The 17,659-nt window shown below is 65.9% G+C and carries 16 protein-coding genes and 1 pseudogene; 15 read left to right on the top strand and 2 right to left on the bottom strand.

Features of this window, described 5'->3' with window-relative positions:
• Positions 1–50 precede the first annotated feature (50 nt).
• Positions 51–371, bottom strand: a complete 321-nt coding sequence (locus tag ACETMP_RS24600) for a hypothetical protein (RefSeq protein ID WP_027572396.1) — start codon at positions 369–371, stop codon at positions 51–53.
• Positions 372–716: 345 nt separating this feature from the next.
• Between ACETMP_RS24600 and ACETMP_RS24595 the strand changes: the two are divergent.
• Both ACETMP_RS24595 and ACETMP_RS24590 read left to right on the top strand, forming a co-directional pair.
• Positions 717–1,912, top strand: a pseudogene (locus tag ACETMP_RS24595) (serine hydrolase domain-containing protein).
• Positions 1,913–2,114: 202 nt separating this feature from the next.
• Entirely contained in the window at positions 2,115–3,809 is a 1,695-nt protein-coding gene (locus ACETMP_RS24590) for an AMP-binding protein (RefSeq protein WP_375158197.1), read from the top strand.
• 148 nt (positions 3,810–3,957) lie between these two features.
• On the opposite strand, the gene ACETMP_RS24585 is transcribed toward ACETMP_RS24590, so the two are convergent.
• Positions 3,958–4,959: an adenosine kinase gene (locus tag ACETMP_RS24585; RefSeq protein WP_375158196.1), complete on the bottom strand. Its 1,002-nt coding sequence runs from the start codon at positions 4,957–4,959 to the stop codon at positions 3,958–3,960.
• A gap of 126 nt (positions 4,960–5,085) precedes the next feature.
• Between ACETMP_RS24585 and murJ the strand changes: the two genes are divergently transcribed.
• The 13 genes from murJ (at position 5,086) to lnt (ending at position 17,625) form a co-directional block, all read left to right on the top strand.
• Complete coding sequence (gene murJ, locus ACETMP_RS24580; RefSeq protein ID WP_375158195.1) at positions 5,086–6,618, top strand: murein biosynthesis integral membrane protein MurJ; 1,533 nt, start codon at positions 5,086–5,088, stop codon at positions 6,616–6,618.
• Positions 6,619–6,699: 81 nt separating this feature from the next.
• Complete coding sequence (gene trpS, locus ACETMP_RS24575) at positions 6,700–7,752, top strand: tryptophan--tRNA ligase (RefSeq protein ID WP_375158194.1); 1,053 nt, start codon at positions 6,700–6,702, stop codon at positions 7,750–7,752.
• Positions 7,753–7,844: 92 nt separating this feature from the next.
• Positions 7,845–8,339 (top strand): universal stress protein, encoded by a 495-nt coding sequence (locus ACETMP_RS24570; protein WP_375158193.1) that lies wholly within the window; start codon positions 7,845–7,847, stop codon positions 8,337–8,339.
• Between the two features lie 159 nt (positions 8,340–8,498).
• The gene (locus ACETMP_RS24565) at positions 8,499–9,068 is read left to right on the top strand and encodes a NifU family protein (RefSeq protein ID WP_375158192.1); all 570 of its coding nucleotides are present in this window, start codon (positions 8,499–8,501) and stop codon (positions 9,066–9,068) included.
• A gap of 200 nt (positions 9,069–9,268) precedes the next feature.
• Positions 9,269–9,964: a tRNA (adenosine(37)-N6)-threonylcarbamoyltransferase complex dimerization subunit type 1 TsaB gene (tsaB, locus tag ACETMP_RS24560; RefSeq protein ID WP_375158191.1), complete on the top strand. Its 696-nt coding sequence runs from the start codon at positions 9,269–9,271 to the stop codon at positions 9,962–9,964.
• On the top strand, positions 9,961–10,446 hold the full coding sequence (gene rimI / locus ACETMP_RS24555; RefSeq protein ID WP_375158190.1) for a ribosomal protein S18-alanine N-acetyltransferase: 486 nt from the start codon (positions 9,961–9,963) through the stop codon (positions 10,444–10,446). Before tsaB ends, rimI begins: the two co-directional genes overlap by 4 nt.
• A 39-nt stretch (positions 10,447–10,485) precedes the next feature.
• The gene (locus ACETMP_RS24550) at positions 10,486–10,941 is read left to right on the top strand and encodes a Fur family transcriptional regulator (protein WP_126257018.1); all 456 of its coding nucleotides are present in this window, start codon (positions 10,486–10,488) and stop codon (positions 10,939–10,941) included.
• A gap of 53 nt (positions 10,942–10,994) precedes the next feature.
• Complete coding sequence (locus ACETMP_RS24545; RefSeq protein WP_375158189.1) at positions 10,995–11,675, top strand: HAD family hydrolase; 681 nt, start codon at positions 10,995–10,997, stop codon at positions 11,673–11,675.
• 194 nt (positions 11,676–11,869) lie between these two features.
• Positions 11,870–13,264 carry a tRNA (N6-isopentenyl adenosine(37)-C2)-methylthiotransferase MiaB gene (gene miaB / locus ACETMP_RS24540; RefSeq protein WP_375158188.1) on the top strand — a complete coding sequence of 465 codons (1,395 nt, stop codon included), beginning with the start codon at positions 11,870–11,872 and terminating at the stop codon, positions 13,262–13,264.
• Positions 13,265–13,328: 64 nt separating this feature from the next.
• Positions 13,329–14,324 carry a PhoH family protein gene (locus ACETMP_RS24535; protein ID WP_375158187.1) on the top strand — a complete coding sequence of 332 codons (996 nt, stop codon included), beginning with the start codon at positions 13,329–13,331 and terminating at the stop codon, positions 14,322–14,324.
• A gap of 82 nt (positions 14,325–14,406) precedes the next feature.
• A complete protein-coding gene (gene ybeY / locus ACETMP_RS24530) occupies positions 14,407–14,895 on the top strand; it encodes an rRNA maturation RNase YbeY (RefSeq protein WP_257178984.1) in 489 nt (162 codons plus the stop codon).
• A 1-nt stretch (position 14,896) separates the two neighbouring features.
• Positions 14,897–16,015, top strand: coding sequence for a hemolysin family protein (locus ACETMP_RS24525; RefSeq protein WP_375158186.1), 1,119 nt, complete (start codon positions 14,897–14,899; stop codon positions 16,013–16,015).
• Entirely contained in the window at positions 16,012–17,625 is a 1,614-nt protein-coding gene (lnt, locus tag ACETMP_RS24520) for an apolipoprotein N-acyltransferase (protein WP_375158185.1), read from the top strand. Before ACETMP_RS24525 ends, lnt begins: the two co-directional genes overlap by 4 nt.
• Positions 17,626–17,659: the final 34 nt, after the last annotated feature.

Raw genomic sequence — 17,659 nt, 5'->3', positions numbered from 1 at the left:
ATGCACCGCCCCGCAACGCACACCTGCCTGTAGCCTGAGAGTGGGCGGCCTTACGCCGCGCCGCTCATATAGGTCTCACGGCGGCCGATCATGCGCTCGGCGGCCGCCTTGGCGTCTGCCTTCGTGGACGTCGCGCATGTGCGGTATTCGAGATCCGGGACATGAGACGTGTCGCGGCGGCCGAACCATGATTTCGAGCCGACCGGCAGCAGTGCCAGCGCCTGCGCCAGATTGTCCACCGCCCCGAAGGAGTAGAGTGCGCCGGTGCCGGCGACGCGGACCTCGTAGATCCCAGGCGAAATCGGCGCCTCAAGGTTCTCGCCACGTCCCGGACGGGGATAGCGCTTCCATTCGCTCCAGGTCGAAATCATCTGAGGTCCCCCTCGCCGCCCATCCACGGCCGGCAACATTTGCATCAAGTCTTATCGGCTCGTCGATCGGGCCGAGTGCTGAACGCGGCAGCTCACGAAATGTTTCAAGGGCTCGAGAACCGCGAAGCCATCGCGTGAAACCCATCCAAGGTGAAGCGAGGCACGTCGATCCACCTCAGATTGCAAAAGAGCGTAGGCGCTCAGCCGCGTTGTCGTCCTGCGCTGGATCAAGATCGTCAAGTCACGACATCGCGACCGGTGCTGGTCCACAGATGCGCTTGCCGCGCCGGACATCCGGGAGGACAATCGGTCGCTTCCAACAATAATCAAATCCGAGGAAACGCCATGCAAAGCAAAGCTGAGATCGACGAGATCCTGCGTCAGAAGAGCGAGGCCAAGGAGATTCCCGGCGTCGTCGCCATCGCCGCCAGTGGTAACGACGTGCTGTATCAGGGCGCGTTCGGCGAGCGCGATCTGTCGAAGCCCGATCCGATGACCGCCGACAGCGTGTTCTGGATCGCCTCGATGACGAAGGCGGTGACCACGGCGGGTGCGATGCAGCTGGTCGAGCAGGGCAAGCTGTCGCTGGATGCGCCGATCGGCGACGTCTTGCCCGATCTCGCCAATCCGCAGGTGCTCGAAGGTTTCGACGCCAATGGCGAGGCGAAGCTGCGGCCGGCCAAGCGCCCGATCACGCTGCGCCAGCTCATGACCCACACCGCCGGCTTCTGCTACAATATGTGGAACGGCGATCTCGCGGTCTATCTGGACAAGAACGGCATTCCCGCCATCACCACCTGCCAGAACGCGGCGCTGAAGACCCCTGTCATGACCGACCCCGGCACGCGTTGGGAGTACGGCACCAACATCGATTTCGTCGGCAAGGCGGTGGAAGCCGTCAGCGGCAAGCGGCTGGACGCATACTTGCGCGACAATCTGTTCAACCCGCTCGGCATGAGCGACACGGCGTTCAAGATCACCGAGAGCATGCGCAAGCGCCTCGTCGGCATGCATGCGCGCGGCGAGGACGGCCAGCTCGCATCGATTCCGTTCGAGCCTCGAGCAGGAGCCGGAATTCCACATGGGTGGCGGCGGCCTCTACTCGACCGCGGCGGACTACATCAAGTTCACCCAGATGATTCTCAACAAGGGCCGCGGCAACGGCAACCAGGTGCTGAAGGCCGAGACCGTCGCGACGATGGGGCAGAACCACATCGGCGATCTCGCCATGGGCAAGATGACCACGGCGGCGCCGATGTACACCAACGACGTCGATCTCTATCCGGAGCAGGTGAAGAAGTGGGGCCTCAGCTTCATGATCAACACCGCCAAGACCGCCGAAGGCCGCAGCGCCGGCAGCCTCGCCTGGGCGGGCCTTGCCAACACCTATTACTGGATCGATCCTGCCCGCGACGTCACCGGCGTGATCCTGATGCAGCTGCTCCCGTTCGCCGACGCGAAATGCCTGGAGGCGTTCGCGGGATCTGGAGCGCGGCGTCTATGCCGGGCTCGATGCGGGCAGCGGACAGAAGGCGGCGTGAGAGGCTGAGCGCTCTCACCACACGCGTCATGGCCGGGCCTGTCCCGGCCATCCACGTCTCGCGACGCGACACGAAGAACGTGGATGCCCGGGCCTTCGCCGCGCCGAAGCGCCTTCGGCCGCGCAGGCGGGTCAAGCCCGGGCATGACTGAGGGACTCTGCCGGCTATTTTTGACGAGGGGGATTTAGACTCGATGGACGACTTGGCTGATAAAGCGGATAGCTACGTTTGCGGCATCTCGGACACGCCGCTGCTCGGCGACACCATCGGTCGCAGCCTCGACCGTGCGGTCCGGCGCTGGGGCAACCGCGAGGCGCTGGTCTCGCCCAGCCACGGCGTCAGATGGACCTGGAGAGAATTCGCCGAGCGGGTGGACGCGCTCGCCACGGGCTTTCTCGCGCTGGGGCTCGAACGCGGCGAGCGGATCGGCATCTGGTCGCTGAACCGGCCGGAATGGACGCTGACCCAGTTCGCCGCCGCCAAGGCCGGACTGATCCTGGTGACGATCAATCCTGCCTACCGCCTCAGCGAGCTGGAGTTCGCGCTGAAGAAAGTCGGCTGCGCGGCGATCGTCACCGCCACCGCGTTCAAGACCAGCAATTACATCGAGATGCTCAACACGCTGCTGCCGGAGCTGGCGGGTGCCACGCCCGGACAATTGCAAGCGGCGCGATTGCCGGCCTTGCGAATGGTGATCCAGATCGGCGGCCCGGCGGCATCGGGCACGATCCCGTTCGAAGAGGTCGCGGGCATGGGCCGGGCCGCGCATCGCGAACGGCTTGCCCAGCTCGGTGCTGTCCTGCAATTCGACGACCCCGTCAACATCCAGTTCACCAGCGGCACCACGGGATCGCCGAAGGGCGTCACGCTGACCCACCACAACATCCTCAACAACGGCTATTTCACCGGACGCGCGATGCGCCTGACCGAACAGGACCGCATCTGCATTCCGGTGCCGCTCTATCATTGCTTCGGCATGGTGATGGGCAACCTCGCCTCGGTCACGCTCGGCGCAACCATGGTCTACCCGGGCGAGGGCTTCGATCCGCTCGCGACGCTGCGCGCGGTCGAACAGGAGAAATGCACGGCGCTGTACGGCGTGCCGACCATGTTCATCGCCGAGCTCGATCACCCCGAGTTCAAGACGTTCAACTTGAAATCACTGCGCACCGGCATCATGGCCGGCGCGCCCTGCCCGATCGAGGTGATGAAGCGCGTCAACACCGAGATGAACATGCGCGAGGTCACCATTGCCTATGGCATGACCGAGACCAGCCCGGTCAGCTTCCAGAGCGCAACCGACGATCCGCTCGAGCGGCGCGTCTCCACCGTCGGCCGCATTCACCCGCATGTCGAGGTCAAGGTCGTCGATCTCGAAGGCCGGATCGTCAAGCGCGGCGAGCGCGGCGAGCTCTGCACCCGCGGCTACAGCGTCATGCTGGGCTATTGGGAGGAGACGGAAAAGACCGCCGACGTGCTCGACGCCAGTGGCTGGATGCACACCGGCGATCTCGCCACCATCGACGACGCCGGCTATTGCAACATCGTGGGTCGTATCAAAGATCTGGTGATCCGCGGCGGCGAGAACCTCTATCCGCGCGAGATCGAGGAGTTTCTGTACCGTCATCCCAAGATCCAGGACGTGCAGATCTTTGGCGTGGCGGACACCCGTTACGGCGAGGAGCTCTGCGCCTGGATCCGCGTCAGGCCGGGCGAGACGCTGACCGCCGAAGAGGTGCGCGCCTTCTGCGACGGTCAGATCGCCCACAACAAGATCCCGCGCTACGTCGAGTTCGTCGACGAGTTTCCGATGACCGTGACCGGCAAGATCCAGAAATTCGTGATGCGCGAGGAAGTCGAGCAGCGCCTCGGATTGAAGGCGGCGAAGACGGCGTGAGGTGCATCGTCATTGCGAGGAGCTCTTGCGACGAAGCAATCCGGAATCTTTCCGCTGAGACAGAGACTGGATTGCTTCGCGGAGCCTGTCATCGGGCCGCGCTTTGCGCGGACCCGGTGGCTCGCAATGACGGGGCGAGCGCGGGACCTTATCCCGTCAGCCCGCGCTGCTGCGCCAGCTCCTTCAGCGACACCAGCGGACGGGCGCCGATGTGCTGGATCACTTCGGCGGCCGCGAGTGCACCGAGCTCGCCGCACTGCTTGTACGCAAGATTGCGCGCCAGGCCGTACAGGAAGCCTGCGGCGAACAGATCGCCGGCGCCGGTGGTGTCGACCACCTTGTCGACCGGGAAGGCCGGCGCGGCGACGGCATCTTCAGACGAGACCACCATGCAGCCCTTCTCGCTGCGGGTGACCACGCCGAGATTGACGTCGTTGCGCAGCTGCTTCAGCGCGGTGTCGAAGTCGGAGGTCATGTAGAGCGAATGCAGCTCGGACTCGTTGGCAAAGACGATGTCGACGGTGCCGTTGCGCATCAGTGAGAGAAACTCGTCGCGATAGCGGTCGACGCAGAACGAATCCGACAGCGTCAGCGCCACCTTGCGCCTGGCGTCATGGGCGATCTTGGCCGCCTTGACGAAGGCGTCCTTGGCGTTCTTGGGGTCCCAGAGATAGCCCTCGAGATAAACGATCCCGGCGCTGGCGATCTCGGCCGGATCGATGTCGGCGGGCGACAGGTCCTGCGCCGCGCCGAGATAGGTGTTCATGGTGCGCTCGCCGTCATCCGTGACGAGGATGTAGGAGCAGCCGGTGGCGGGACCGTCCTTGGCGGCGGGCGTGTTGAAGGCGACGCCGGCAGCGCGGATGTCGTGGACATAGAGCTTGCCGATCTGGTCGTCCTTGACCTTGCCGACATAGGCGGCGCGCGCCCCCAGGCTGCCGATGCCGACGATGGTGTTGGCCGCCGAGCCGCCCGAGACCTCCGTGGCCGGCCCCATGTCCTTGTAGATGGCGGCCGCCCGCGCCTCATCGATCAGGGACATGCTGCCTTTGGCCATGCCGTGCTTGACCAGAAAAGCCTCGTCGGTCCTGACCAGTACGTCGAACAGCGCGTTGCCGATGCCGAGAACGTCATATTTCACGTCAGCCATTCACCTAGATCCTGTTTGGCGGATTGCGAACCCTGCGAAAATCCGCTTCCTGTCAGCCTGAAATCCGGCTTGCGGCCTATCACGCCCGGCCGTGCGCGAGCAAGCAACGGGATGAACTAAAGAGCAATGATCCGCTCCTTCCTGACCGTCTCGACGGGAACACTGGCCTCGCGGCTGCTGGGTTTTGCGCGCGATTCCATGATTGCCGCCCTGTTGGGCACCGGCGCCGTGGCGGACGCGTTCCTGGCAGCCTTCCAGCTCGTCAACGTGGTGCGCCGGCTGCTCAGCGAGGGGGCGCTGAACACGGCGCTGATTCCGTCCTGGCTGCGGGTGCGCGAGCGCGATGGCGAGAAGGCCGCCGCCGCATTTGCCGGACGCATGCTCGGCACGGTCAGCGCGGCCCTGGTCGCGATCTCGATCGTGATCGCGCTGGTGATGCCGCTGATCATCACGATGATCGCGCCCGGCTTTCTCGGCAGCGCGACGCTCGATCTGGCAATCGCCAACGCGCGGCTGATGCTGCCCTATCTCGCTTTTGCCGGACCCGTCACGGTGCTGATGGGCCTGCTGAACGCGCAGGGGCGATTTGCCCTCACGGCGTTCTCGCCGCTGCTGTTCAACATCGCGCTGATCGCGGCGACCGCGATGCTGCTCGTCTGGCATGCCGACGCGGGTGTCGCCGCCTGGCTGCTGGCGGCCGCCGTCGGCGTCGCCGGGCTGCTGCAACTCGCGATGCTGCTCTCGCAGCGAAGCGCGCGCCTCGCAACGCCGCTGCGCGTCAGCTTCGACAAGGAGACGCGCGCGTTCTTCGCCAAGGCCGTCCCCGGCATGATCGCAAGCTCGGGTCCGCAATGGCTGATGGTGGCCGGCGCCATCATCGCATCCGCGACCCCGTCCGCGGTATCCTGGCTCTATTTCGCCAACCGGCTGATCGAACTGCCGCTTGGCATCGTCGGCGTCGCCATGGGCACCGTGCTGGTGCCGGAGCTGACGCGCGCCGTCGCCAGCTCCGACCGGGAGGCGGTGGTGCATGCCGAATCGCGCGCGCTGGAGCTGGCGGCCGGGCTGGCGCTGCCGGCGACGCTCGGCCTGATCGTGCTGGCCGAGCCGATCGTGCGGCTGCTGTTCGAGCACGGCGCTTTCAGCACCGAGGACAGCATGGCGACCGCGCATGCGCTGATATGGCTGGCGCTGGGCCTGCCGGCGCACGTGCTGATCAAGGCCCTGTCGCCGGCCTTCTATGCCCGCAGCGACACGATGACGCCGCTTCTCGCCACCGCCAAAGGTTTTGCGGTCGCCGTCGTGCTGGCCGTGCTGCTCGGCCCCTTGTTCGGCGCAAGCGGGATCGCAGCGAGCGTCGCGGCCGGCGCCTGGAGCAGCGCGTTCTCGCTGCTGCGGAAAGGTGCAGCCGAGTTCGGCTTCTCGGTGGATGCGGCCGCCCGCAACCGGCTGCCGCGGATCGTGCTTGCGGCGGCCGCGATGGGCGCCCTGCTCTGGCTGACCACGGGTCTCGTGCACTCGGAGGCGCACGGCCTCGTCCGCTTCGTCGTGGTGGGCCTGCAGATCGGGGCCGGCATCGCCGTCTACGGCCTGATGCTGCAGATCCTAGGGGCGGCCTCGTGGCGCGAGGCGGTCAATGCCTTGAAGCGTCCCGCCTGAACGGGCCAGCTATCGAATTGCCCTTGACGGGGCAGCGCCGCTGTTGGAAACGACGGCCGAATACCTATGGGAAGGCTGACCATGCCATTCGTTGAACGGGTCTTTTCGGGCGTCCAGCCGACGGGCAATCTGCACCTCGGCAACTATCTCGGCGCGATCGTCAACTTCGTGAAGATGCAGGAAACCCACAACTGCATCTATTGCGTCGTCGACATGCACGCGATCACGCAAGGCGTCGACGTCTGGGGCGGACCGGCCGAGCTCACGCGCAACACCCGCGAGGTCACCGCGGCGTTCATCGCAGCCGGCATCGATCCCAAAAAGCACATCGTGTTCAACCAGAGCCAGGTCTCGGGCCATGCCGAGCTTGCCTGGATCTTCAATTGCGTCGCGCGCATGGGCTGGCTCGGCCGCATGACCCAGTTCAAGGAGAAGGCCGGCAAGGACCGCGAGAACGCCTCGGTCGGGCTGTTCGACTATCCGGTGCTGATGGCCGCCGACATCCTTTTGTACCGGGCCACACACGTGCCGGTCGGCGAGGACCAGAAGCAGCATCTCGAGCTCTCGCGCGACATCGCGCAGAAGTTCAACAACGACTTCGGCGATTCCATCCGCGCCCAGGGCACCAATGACGGGCTGTTCTTCCCGCTGCCGGAACCCTTGATCACGGGTCCGGCGACGCGCGTGATGAGCCTGCGCGACGGCACCAAGAAGATGTCCAAGTCCGATGCGTCGGACAATTCGCGCATCAATCTGACCGACGATGCCGACACCATCGCGCAGAAGATCCGCAAGGCGAAGACCGATCCGGAGCCGCTGCCGACCGAGGAGAAGGGTCTCGAAGCGCGCCCCGAAGCCGACAATCTCGTCGGCATCTTCGCCGCACTGTCCGGCCGCTCCAAGGCCGACGTGCTCAGGGATTTCGGAGCCGGCCAGTTCTCCAGCTTCAAGAACGCGCTGGCGGAGCTGTGCGTCACCAAGCTGGCGCCGATCGCGGGCGAAATGAAGCGCCTCGTCGCCGACCCCGGCCATATCGATGCGATCCTGAACGACGGCTCCGACCGCGCGCGCGCGATTGCCGACGAGACCATGAAGCTCTCCAAGGACATCGTCGGCTTCATCCGCCGGCGCTGAAGACGGTCGGCGCTTGAGCGCCGACCCGATCTCCCCTCCCCAAGCTTGCGGGAGTGTGGCAGCATGCGCGCCATGCACTCGCCGGGACATGCATGACCAGCAAGCGACTTTGCTTCGAGCCGGGTCACAAGCCCAAATGCCTCGTCGTCGTCGACGACACCGCCGAATGGGATCGCGCGGTCTACTATGCCAGCCGTTGGGCGATTCGCGCCGGCGGCGGCGTGGTGATGCTGCGCATCGTCGAGCCAGAGCAGCAGAGCCAGGAATGGCTGGGGGTCGCCGACATCATGCGCGCCGAAGCCCAGGAAGCCGCCGAAGCCGCGCTCGACCGCGCCGCGGGCCGCGCCAACGGCATCGCCGCGATCACCCCGGAGCGGGTGATCCGCGAGGGCGCGCCGATGGAACAATTGCTCGCCGTGATCGACGAGGACCCCGACATCGCCATGCTGGTGCTCGCCGCCAATCCCGGCGCCGAAGGGCCGGGCCCTCTGGTCGCGCTGCTCGCGCACGTGGTGGGGACGTTCCCGATTCCCGTGACGATCATTTCAGGCGCATTGAGCGACGAAAGCGTGGATTCGCTGTCGTAGCCACGCCGCCTTACCCTCCCCTGGAGGGGGAGGGTAAGGCCAACCCACTGATTTTTATGAGCTAATATCCCACCTCCCCTTGATCGTGCGTTCGCCGTCGCCATCTGCTAGGGAAGAGGCAACGCGCCGGCCTTGAACCGGCGACGTCTGGAGAAAACCATGTTCATTCAAACTGAAGCCACCCCCAATCCCGCCACGCTGAAATTCATTCCCGGCCGCGTCGTGGTCGACGGCAGCCCGGTGGAGTTTTCGAGCCGGGAGGCCGCGACGCGCTCGCCGCTGGCCGAAAAGCTGTTCGAGGTGCCCGGCGTCACCGGCGTGTTCTACGGATCGGATTTCATCACCGTGACCAAGGCGAACGGTGAATGGCAGCAGCTCAAGCCCGCGATCCTCGGCGCCATCATGGAGCACTACATGTCCGGCGCGCCGCTGCTGGCCGACGGCTCGGCGCAAGGCGATGCCGATCTCGACGACGAGGACGAGTTCTTCGACGAGGCCGATGCCGAAACGGTCGACATGATCAAGGACCTGATCGAGACGCGCGTGCGGCCGGCGGTCGCCAATGACGGCGGCGACATCACCTTCCGCGGCTTCAAGGACGGCATCGTCTATCTCAACATGAAGGGCGCCTGCTCCGGCTGCCCGTCATCGACCGCGACGCTGCAGCACGGCATCCAGAACCTGCTCAAGCACTTCGTGCCCGACGTGGTCGAAGTCCGGCCGATGTGACGACGAAGTCGTCACTCCGGGGCGGTCCGTAGGACCGAACCCGGAATCTCGAGATTCCGGGTCTGGTGCCAATGCACCATCCCGGAATGACGGTTGTCACAGCTGGCATATCGGGGGCCTGCAATAGTGAATGACGAATGGCGGATAGGCGTGTGGTCCGCTAGACTGCTCGCCACTCGCCATTCGCCATTCGCTTTTTCATGCTGATCCTCGCCATCGATACTGCGCTCGACGCCTGCTCCGTCGCGGTGCTCGACACCGAAGCGGCCGAGCTCCTTGCGCAGGAGCAGCTTCTGATGAAGCGCGGCCACGCCGAGGCCTTGATGCCGATGATCGCGCGCGTCATGCAATCGGCCAATGTCGCCTTCACCGCGCTCGATCGCATCGCGGTCACCGTCGGCCCCGGAAGCTTTACCGGCCTGCGCGTCGGCATTTCGGCGGCGCGCGGCCTTGCGCTCGCGGCCGCACGGCCGGCGATCGGCCTCACCACCTTGTCGGCCTTCGCCGCCGCCGTCGTCGGCCAAAGCAAATCCGCACCGGTGATCTCCGCGATCGATGCGCGGCACGACCATGTCTATTTCCAGATCGTCGCCGGCGACGGCAGCCAGCTGGTGCGGCCGCGCGTCGCGGCCATCGACGAGGCGATCGCGGCCTCGCAGTTCGGCGCGCCGCATCTGGTCGGCAATGCCGCAAACATCCTCGCCGAGCGCTGGCCGAAAGATGGCGAGCAACCAGTCGCGGTCGACACGCAGGCAGCGCCGGATATCGGCTGGGTGGCCTGGCTCGGCGCAGCCGCTGATCCCGAGACAAATCCGGCGCGGCCATTCTACCTGAAGGCCCCCGACGCAAAGCCCGCCGCAGCTCCGCCGTTCGCAGCACACGCTGCAACCTCATGATGAGATGGCTGTCGCAATGGTGGCGCGGCGGCACCGCCGCCGTCGAGCCCGCAGCCATGCGCGACGCCGCGCGGCTGGCGCAGCTGCACGGCGCCTCCTTCGCGCATGGCTGGGGCGAAGGTGAATTCGAGACCATGCTCAGCGAGCGCAACACGCTGGTGCATCGCTTGCGCCTGGGACGCCGGACCATCGGCTTCGCAGTATCCCGGATCGGGGCGGACGAAGCGGAAATTCTCTCGATCGCGGTGGACGAGGCCTATCGCGGCCGCGGCCTCTCCCGCACGCTGCTGATGACCCATCTCGGCCACCTCGCCGGGCGCGGCGTCCGCACAATATTTCTCGAGGTCGAGGAGAACAACCAGCCGGCGCGGCGGCTCTACGCCGGGTGCGGATTCGTGGTGGTCGGGCGCCGCGAACGCTACTATAAGCAGCCGAACGGGGAACAATTGAACGCCCTTCTGATGCGGCGTGACTTGTCGTAACATCGGTGGCAGAAAGCGCCCCTGCCAGGCAGACAAACAATGACCGCATTGAAACCTTCTTCCGCATCCAAGGCGTCCGGCATCGAGGCGCGCTGTGCCGCTACCGGCATGCGCATGACCGAGCAGCGCCGTGTCATCGCCCGCGTGCTTGCGGAAGCGATCGACCACCCCGACGTCGAGGAACTGTACCGGCGCTGCGTCGCCGTCGACGACAAGATCTCGATCTCGACCGTGTATCGCACCGTCAAGCTGTTCGAGGACGCCGGCATCATCGAGCGCCATGACTTCCGCGAGGGCCGCGCGCGCTACGAGACCATGCGCGACAGCCATCACGACCACCTCATCAATCTACGCGACGGCAAGGTGATCGAGTTCACCTCCGAGGAAATCGAGAAGCTCCAGGCGGAGATCGCGCGCAAGCTCGGCTACAAGCTGGTCGACCACCGGCTCGAGCTCTATTGCGTTCCGCTCGACGACGACAAGCCGACGTCTTGATCAGGCATGACCTTGTCGGAAAACCGCTTCACACTTTTCCGGGTCATGCCTTAGTGTCCATCGACCTCATCATCTTCGATTGTGACGGCGTGCTCGTCGACAGCGAGGTGATCTCCTGCCGCGCCCATGCCGACGTGCTGACGCGGCACGGCTATCCGATCACCTCGGAGCAGGTGTTCGACCGCTTCCTCGGCCGTTCGACCAAGCAGGCCAATCTTGAGATCGAGACCGAGCTTGGCCGCGAGCTGCCCGAGGCCTATCACGGCGATCTCCAGGACGAGCTGTTACGCGCGTTCGAGGCCGACCTCGAGGCGATCCGAGGCATCCATGACGTGCTTGATGTCGTCACGCAACGCGTCTGCGTCGCATCGAGCGGCTCGCACCAACGCATGCGCGTGAGCCTCGGGTGCACCGGCCTCTATGAGCGCCTCGCACCGAATATCTTCTCGTCCTCGCAGGTGAAGAACGGCAAGCCTGCGCCGGACCTGTTCCTGTTCGCGGCCAAGGAAATGGGCGTGCCGCCCCAGCGCTGCGTCGTGATCGAGGACAGCCTGGCCGGAATAGCCGGTGCCCGGGCCGCCGGCATGACCGTGTTCGGGTTTTACGGGGGCAGCCATTGCCGCGAAGGCTATGCCGAGACGCTGCGCGAGGCCGGCGCCGAGCTGACCTTTGCCGACATGCACCAGCTCCCGGAGTTGCTACGGCGGGTCGAGGCGAAGGCCCTGGCGGGCTGATGATGTTGCCCCGGACCGTCATTCCGGGGCACGCGCGACGCGCGTGAACCCGGAATCTAGCGCCGAAACCTCTGGATTCCGGGTTCGCGCTGGCGCGCGCCCCGGAATGACGGGCGGAGATGGGCCCCATTCGCTGGATTTTCGGCGCTCCAGCCTCTATGTGAAGGCCGTCCTCCACCGCCATTTCGGGTTCCATGACGCCGCCGCGCAAGCTGCACATCAAATCATTTGGCTGCCAGATGAACGTCTACGATGCCCAGCGCATGGTGGACACGCTGGCTCCGGAGGGATTCGTGGAGACGTCCAGCGCTGAAGACGCCGACCTCGTCATCCTCAACACCTGCCATATCCGCGAGAAGGCCTCGGAAAAGGTCTATTCCGAGCTCGGGCGCCTGCGCGTCGCCAAGGACGAGGCCGCCCGCGGCGGCCGCGCGATGCAGATCGCGGTCGCCGGCTGCGTGGCGCAGGCCGAGGGCGAGGAGATCGTGCGCCGCGCGCCTGTCGTGGACGTCGTGGTGGGGCCGCAGAGCTATCATCATCTGCCGGAGCTCTTGAAGCGCGCCGAGGGCGAAGGCCGCGCGATCGAGACCGAATTTCCGGCCGCCGACAAGTTCGGCTTCCTGGCCCAGCCCAAGCCCGACGCCATCCGGGCGCGCGGCATTTCCGCCTTCGTCACCGTGCAGGAAGGTTGCGACAAGTTCTGCACCTTCTGCGTCGTCCCCTATACCCGCGGTGCCGAAGTCTCGCGCCCGGTGGCGAAGATCGTCGACGACGTGAAGCGGCTCGCGGACAACGGCGTGCGCGAGCTCACGCTGATCGGGCAGAACGTCAACGCCTATCACGGCGATGGGCCCGACGGAAAAACCTGGCCGCTCGGCCGATTGCTCGAACATCTGGCCAAAATTCCCGGCATCGCACGGCTGCGCTACTCGACCAGCCATCCCCGCGACGTCGACGACAGCCTGATTGCGGCCCATCGCGATCTCGGTGCCCTGATGCCGTTCGTGCACCTGCCGGTGCAGTCGGGCTCGGACCGGATTCTGGCGGCCATGAACCGCAAACATACCGCCGCTGATTACCTCGGGGTCGTCGACCGTTTCCGCGCCGCGCGCCAAGACATTGCTTTTTCATCAGATTTTATCGTCGGCTTCCCCGGCGAGAGCGAGCAAGATTTTCTCGCCACCCTCGCGCTTGTCACGCAAATCGGCTACGCTGCGGCTTATTCGTTCAAATATTCCGCCCGGCCGGGAACGCCGGCCGCGGAGATGCAGGAGACGGTGTCCCCCGCCGAGATGGACCAGCGATTGGAGCGGCTCCAGGAACTGATCGACAGCCAGCAATCGGCCTTCAACAAGGCCGCGATTGGCTCAACGGTCGACGTGCTGTTCGAGCGTCCGGCGCGCAAGGACGGCCAGATCGTCGGCCGCACCGCCTTCCTCCAGCCCGCTCATGTGATGGCCTCGCCCGATATCATCGGACAGATCCTGCCCGTGCGGATCGACAGCCTCGAGCGCTACAGCTTTCTCGGCGAGCTCGCCGTTCCGCCCAGAGCGGGCGAGCCCGCCTTATCGCAAGCCAGTGGAGCCTGAACCCTTGCCAAAAAGCGCATCGGATTCGTCTTCGTTCGCTCCCAGCCGCAAATTTGACCGCGACATGCAAGTTCCGCCCGAGACCCAGGTCGTCATCGACTTCGACGACAACCGCGCCGCTTCGGCACTGGTCGGCCCTTACGGCCAGCATCTGGCGCAGGTCGAGCGGCGGCTCGGCGTCGTGGTCGATTCCAAGGGCAACCACATCACGATCGGCGGCAGCCGCGACGGCTGCGACGCCGCACGCCGCGTGCTGGAGATGCTCTACGCGCAAGCCGTGAAGGGACAGGATCTCGACCAGGGCGAGGTCGAAGGCGCGATCCGCGCCGTGATCGCCCAGGGCTCGCTGTTCGAGTTCGACGCCAAATCGGCCAAATCGGCCTTCGACAGCATCAATTTGCGCAAGCGCCCGGTGCGCGCGCGCACCGCCGCGCAGGACTCCTACATCCGCGCGCTGAAGCGCCACGAGCTGGTGTTCGGCATCGGCCCGGCCGGCACCGGCAAGACCTGGCTCGCGGTGGCGCATGCCGCGCAGCTGTTCGAGCGCAAGGAGGTCGACAAGATCATCCTGTCGCGTCCGGCGGTGGAAGCCGGCGAGCGGCTCGGCTTCCTGCCCGGCGATCTTCGTGAGAAGGTCGATCCCTATCTTCGCCCGATCTACGATGCGCTCTACGACCTCATGGATGCGCGCATCGTCGAGCGTGCGCTGCAGACCGGCGAGATCGAGATCGCGCCGCTGGCCTTCATGCGCGGCCGCACCCTCACCAACGCAGCCATCATCCTGGACGAGGCGCAGAACACCACGTCGATGCAGATGAAGATGTTCCTGACCCGTCTCGGCGAGAACAGCCGCATGATCGTCACAGGCGATCCCTCACAGATCGACCTGCCGAACGGCCAGACCTCGGGCCTCGCCGAAGCGACTCGCCTGTTGAACGGCGTCGAGGGCATTGCCCAAGTTCATTTCAAGGCCGAGGACGTGATCCGCCACGAACTCGTGGCGCGGATCGTTGCCGCCTACGAAGGTTCGCCGCAGCGGCCGGCCACCGGCCAATCCTGACGAGGCAACAGCTGGACCCCGGAGGGCGCGGACATTGCGCCTTTTCGTCCCAGACAACATGATGTCCCATCCCAACCTTCCCATGACCGAAGTCCTCGTCGTCGCCGATTGCTGGCAGCACGAGCCCGATTCCGAAGCCGTGATCCAGCGCGCGGTTGCGGCCGCCGCCGAAAGCGTCGACGAAGACGTTGCCGACGCCGAAGTGGCGGTGATGCTGACCGATGACGCCGGTATCCGTACCCTCAACAGCAACTGGCGGGGCATCGACAAGCCGACCAACGTGCTGTCGTTTCCCGCACTTCAGCCGGAGGGCGAATGGAAGCCGGGCGATGCGCCGCGCATGCTCGGCGACATCGCGATCGCCTACGAGACCATGCGGCGCGAGGCGGACGAGGAACAAAAGCCGTTCGATCACCATTTGAGCCATCTCGCCGTGCATGGTTTCCTGCACCTGATCGGCTACGATCACGAGAACGACGGCGACGCCGAGGAGATGGAAGCGCTGGAGACCCAGATCCTGGCGCAGCTTGGAATTCCCGATCCCTATGCAGACCGCGCGGGGACGCACTGAGATGCCCGATTCCGACCCGGTCCACGACAACCCGCGCAACACGGCCAATTTGCCGGCGGTGGTGACGCAGGGCGAGGTGATGCGCCCGACCGCCGATGGCTGGCTGCTGCGCGCCATCCGCGCGCTGTTCGGCTGGAAGGCGGGATCGGTGCGCGACGACCTCCAGGTCGTGCTCGATGCGACGACGCCCGGCGATTCCGGTTTCTCCGCGGTCGAGCGCACCATGCTGCGCAACATCCTCGGCCTGCACGAGCGCCGCATCGCCGATGTCATGGTGCACCGCGCCGACGTCGTCGCGGTGAAGCGGGACATCCCGCTCGGCGAGTTGATGGACCGCTTCGAGAGCGCCGGCCATTCGCGCCTCGTGGTCTACAACGAGACGCTCGACGACCCCGTCGGCATCGTCCACATCCGCGACCTGCTCGCCTTCATGACCGCGCGCGCCCGCGTGTCGGAAACCACCAAGACCAAGCGCAAGAAGCCGCTGCCGGCCGGGCTCGACCTGCGCGCCGTCGATCTCGCGATGCCGCTCGAGGAAGCCCACATCATCCGCAAGCTGCTCTACGTGCCGCCGTCGATGCGGGCGATCGACCTGCTCGCGCAGATGCAGGCCACGCGCATCCACCTCGCGCTGGTGGTCGACGAATATGGCGGCAGCGACGGGCTGGTGTCGCTCGAGGACATCGTCGAGCAGATCGTCGGCGAGATCGACGACGAGCACGATAGCGACGAGCCGCCTTCGATCGTGCGCCTGCCCGACAACGCCTTCATCGCCGACGCCCGCGCCAGCCTTGACGACGTTCGCTCGGTGATCGGCGAGGATTTCGTCACCGGCGAAGCCGGCGAGGAGGTGGAGACGCTGGGCGGCTATCTCGTCAGCTTCGTCGGGCGCCTGCCGGTGCGCGGCGAGGTGATCTCGGGCCCCGGCACCTACGAGGTCGAGGTGCTCGATGCCGATCCGCGCCGCGTCAAGCGGCTGCGCATCTCGACGCGAAAGGAGCGTCCCGCGCCGCGGACCCAGCGCGAGAGAAACCGCCGCGAGGCCGCGCCGGACAGCAGCCAGCCGCCGGCCGGCGACACGCCCAGCCCGCCGCCGAGCGACGGGACCAGCCAGCAGTGAGTCCGTTCCAGCGACTTCGGCAAATCGCGCTTGCCATCATCCTCGCCTGGGGATGGAAGCGCGCGGTCATCGCCATGGGGTGCGGAGCGCTGTCGGTGCTGGCACTGGCGCCGTTCAACCTCTTCCCCGTGCTGTTCATCACCTTCCCGGTGCTGGTCTGGCTGATCGACGGCGCCGGCGCCGGCCGATATGGCGGCGTCCCCGCCGCCGCGTTGACCGGCTATTGGTTCGGGCTCGGCTATTTCGTGCCCGGGCTCTACTGGATCGGCTACGCCTTCTTCGTCGACGCCGATATATTCGCCTGGCTGACGCCGTTCGCCGTGCTCGGCCTGCCGGCCTATCTGTCCATCTTCACGGCGATCGGCTTTGCGCTGGCGCGCCTGCTCTGGACCAAGAACGCCACGCGCGTGCTTGCGCTCGCAGCAAGCCTCACCGTCAGCGAGTGGCTGCGCGGCCACGCGCTGACCGGCTTCCCCTGGAACGCGTTCGGCTATGCATTGTCCGAGCCGCTGCCGCTGGCGCAGACGGCGTCGCTGATCGGCCTGTGGGGCATGACGTTCCTGGCGGTTGCGATCTTCGCGAGCCCGGCGACGCTGATCGACCGCACGCCCGATCGCCGCCTGCCATGGCGCGTGCCGGCGGCGGCCATTGGGCTCCTGCTTGTGATGAGCATTTTCGGCGCGATCCGCCTGGCGCTGCATCCGACCATGATGGTCGCGGGCGCCAAGCTGCGCCTGATGCAACCGAACCTGCAGCAGGACGCGAAGTTCAACTACGCCGCCAAGACGGAGGTGATGAAGAAATACCTGGCGCTGTCGGACCGCGCCTCGGGCCCGCAATCGACCGGCGTGCGCGATGCCACCATCCTGATCTGGCCGGAATCCGCCTTTCCGTTCTTCCTGACCCGCGAAGCCGACGCGATGGCACAGATCGCCGATCTTCTTCCGAAAGGCACCGTGCTGATCACGGGCTCGGTCCGCGCGCCCGATCTGCCGCCCGGCAAGCCGATCACGCGTGCCTACAATTCGATCTATGTCATCGACCACGACGGCAGCGTGCTGGCCGTGTACGACAAGTTGCATCTGGTGCCGTTCGGCGAATTTCTGCCCTACCAGTCGTTGATGGAGAAGCTCGGATTCGAGCAACTGACGCGTGTGCGCGGCGGCTTCATTCCCGGCACGGTACGGCATGCGCTGCAGGTCCCCGGCGCACCGCCCGCGCTGCCGCTGATCTGTTACGAAGCGATCTTTCCCGGCGAAGTGGCCGGTCGCAGCGAACGTCCCGGCTGGATCGTGAACCTCACCAATGACGGCTGGTTCGGCATCTCGACCGGCCCCTATCAGCATCTGGAGCAGTCGCGGATGCGCGCGATCGAACTCGGATTGCCGCTGGTCCGCTCCGCCAATACCGGCATCTCCGCCGTGATCGATCCGGTGGGCCGCACCGTTTCCAGCCTCGGACTTGGCATCGAGGGCATTTTGGATGCAAATCTGCCCGCCGCGATCCCACCGACCGTCTACGCGCGGGTGGGCGATGCGCCCGCAGCCATGCTCGTCGCGCTGGCCGTGTTTCTGGCCCTCCGCCGACGCGTCAGCAAGCGGCAGAGCTGATCGCGCCATCGCCGCGGAGGTAGCCGGAAACTTT

This window comes from Bradyrhizobium dasycarpum (assembly GCF_042019905.1).
GTDB classification, from domain to species: domain Bacteria; phylum Pseudomonadota; class Alphaproteobacteria; order Rhizobiales; family Xanthobacteraceae; genus Bradyrhizobium; species Bradyrhizobium japonicum_B.
Note: the sequence above shows the minus strand (reverse complement) of the source record. Positions and strands in the feature narration are given on the sequence as shown.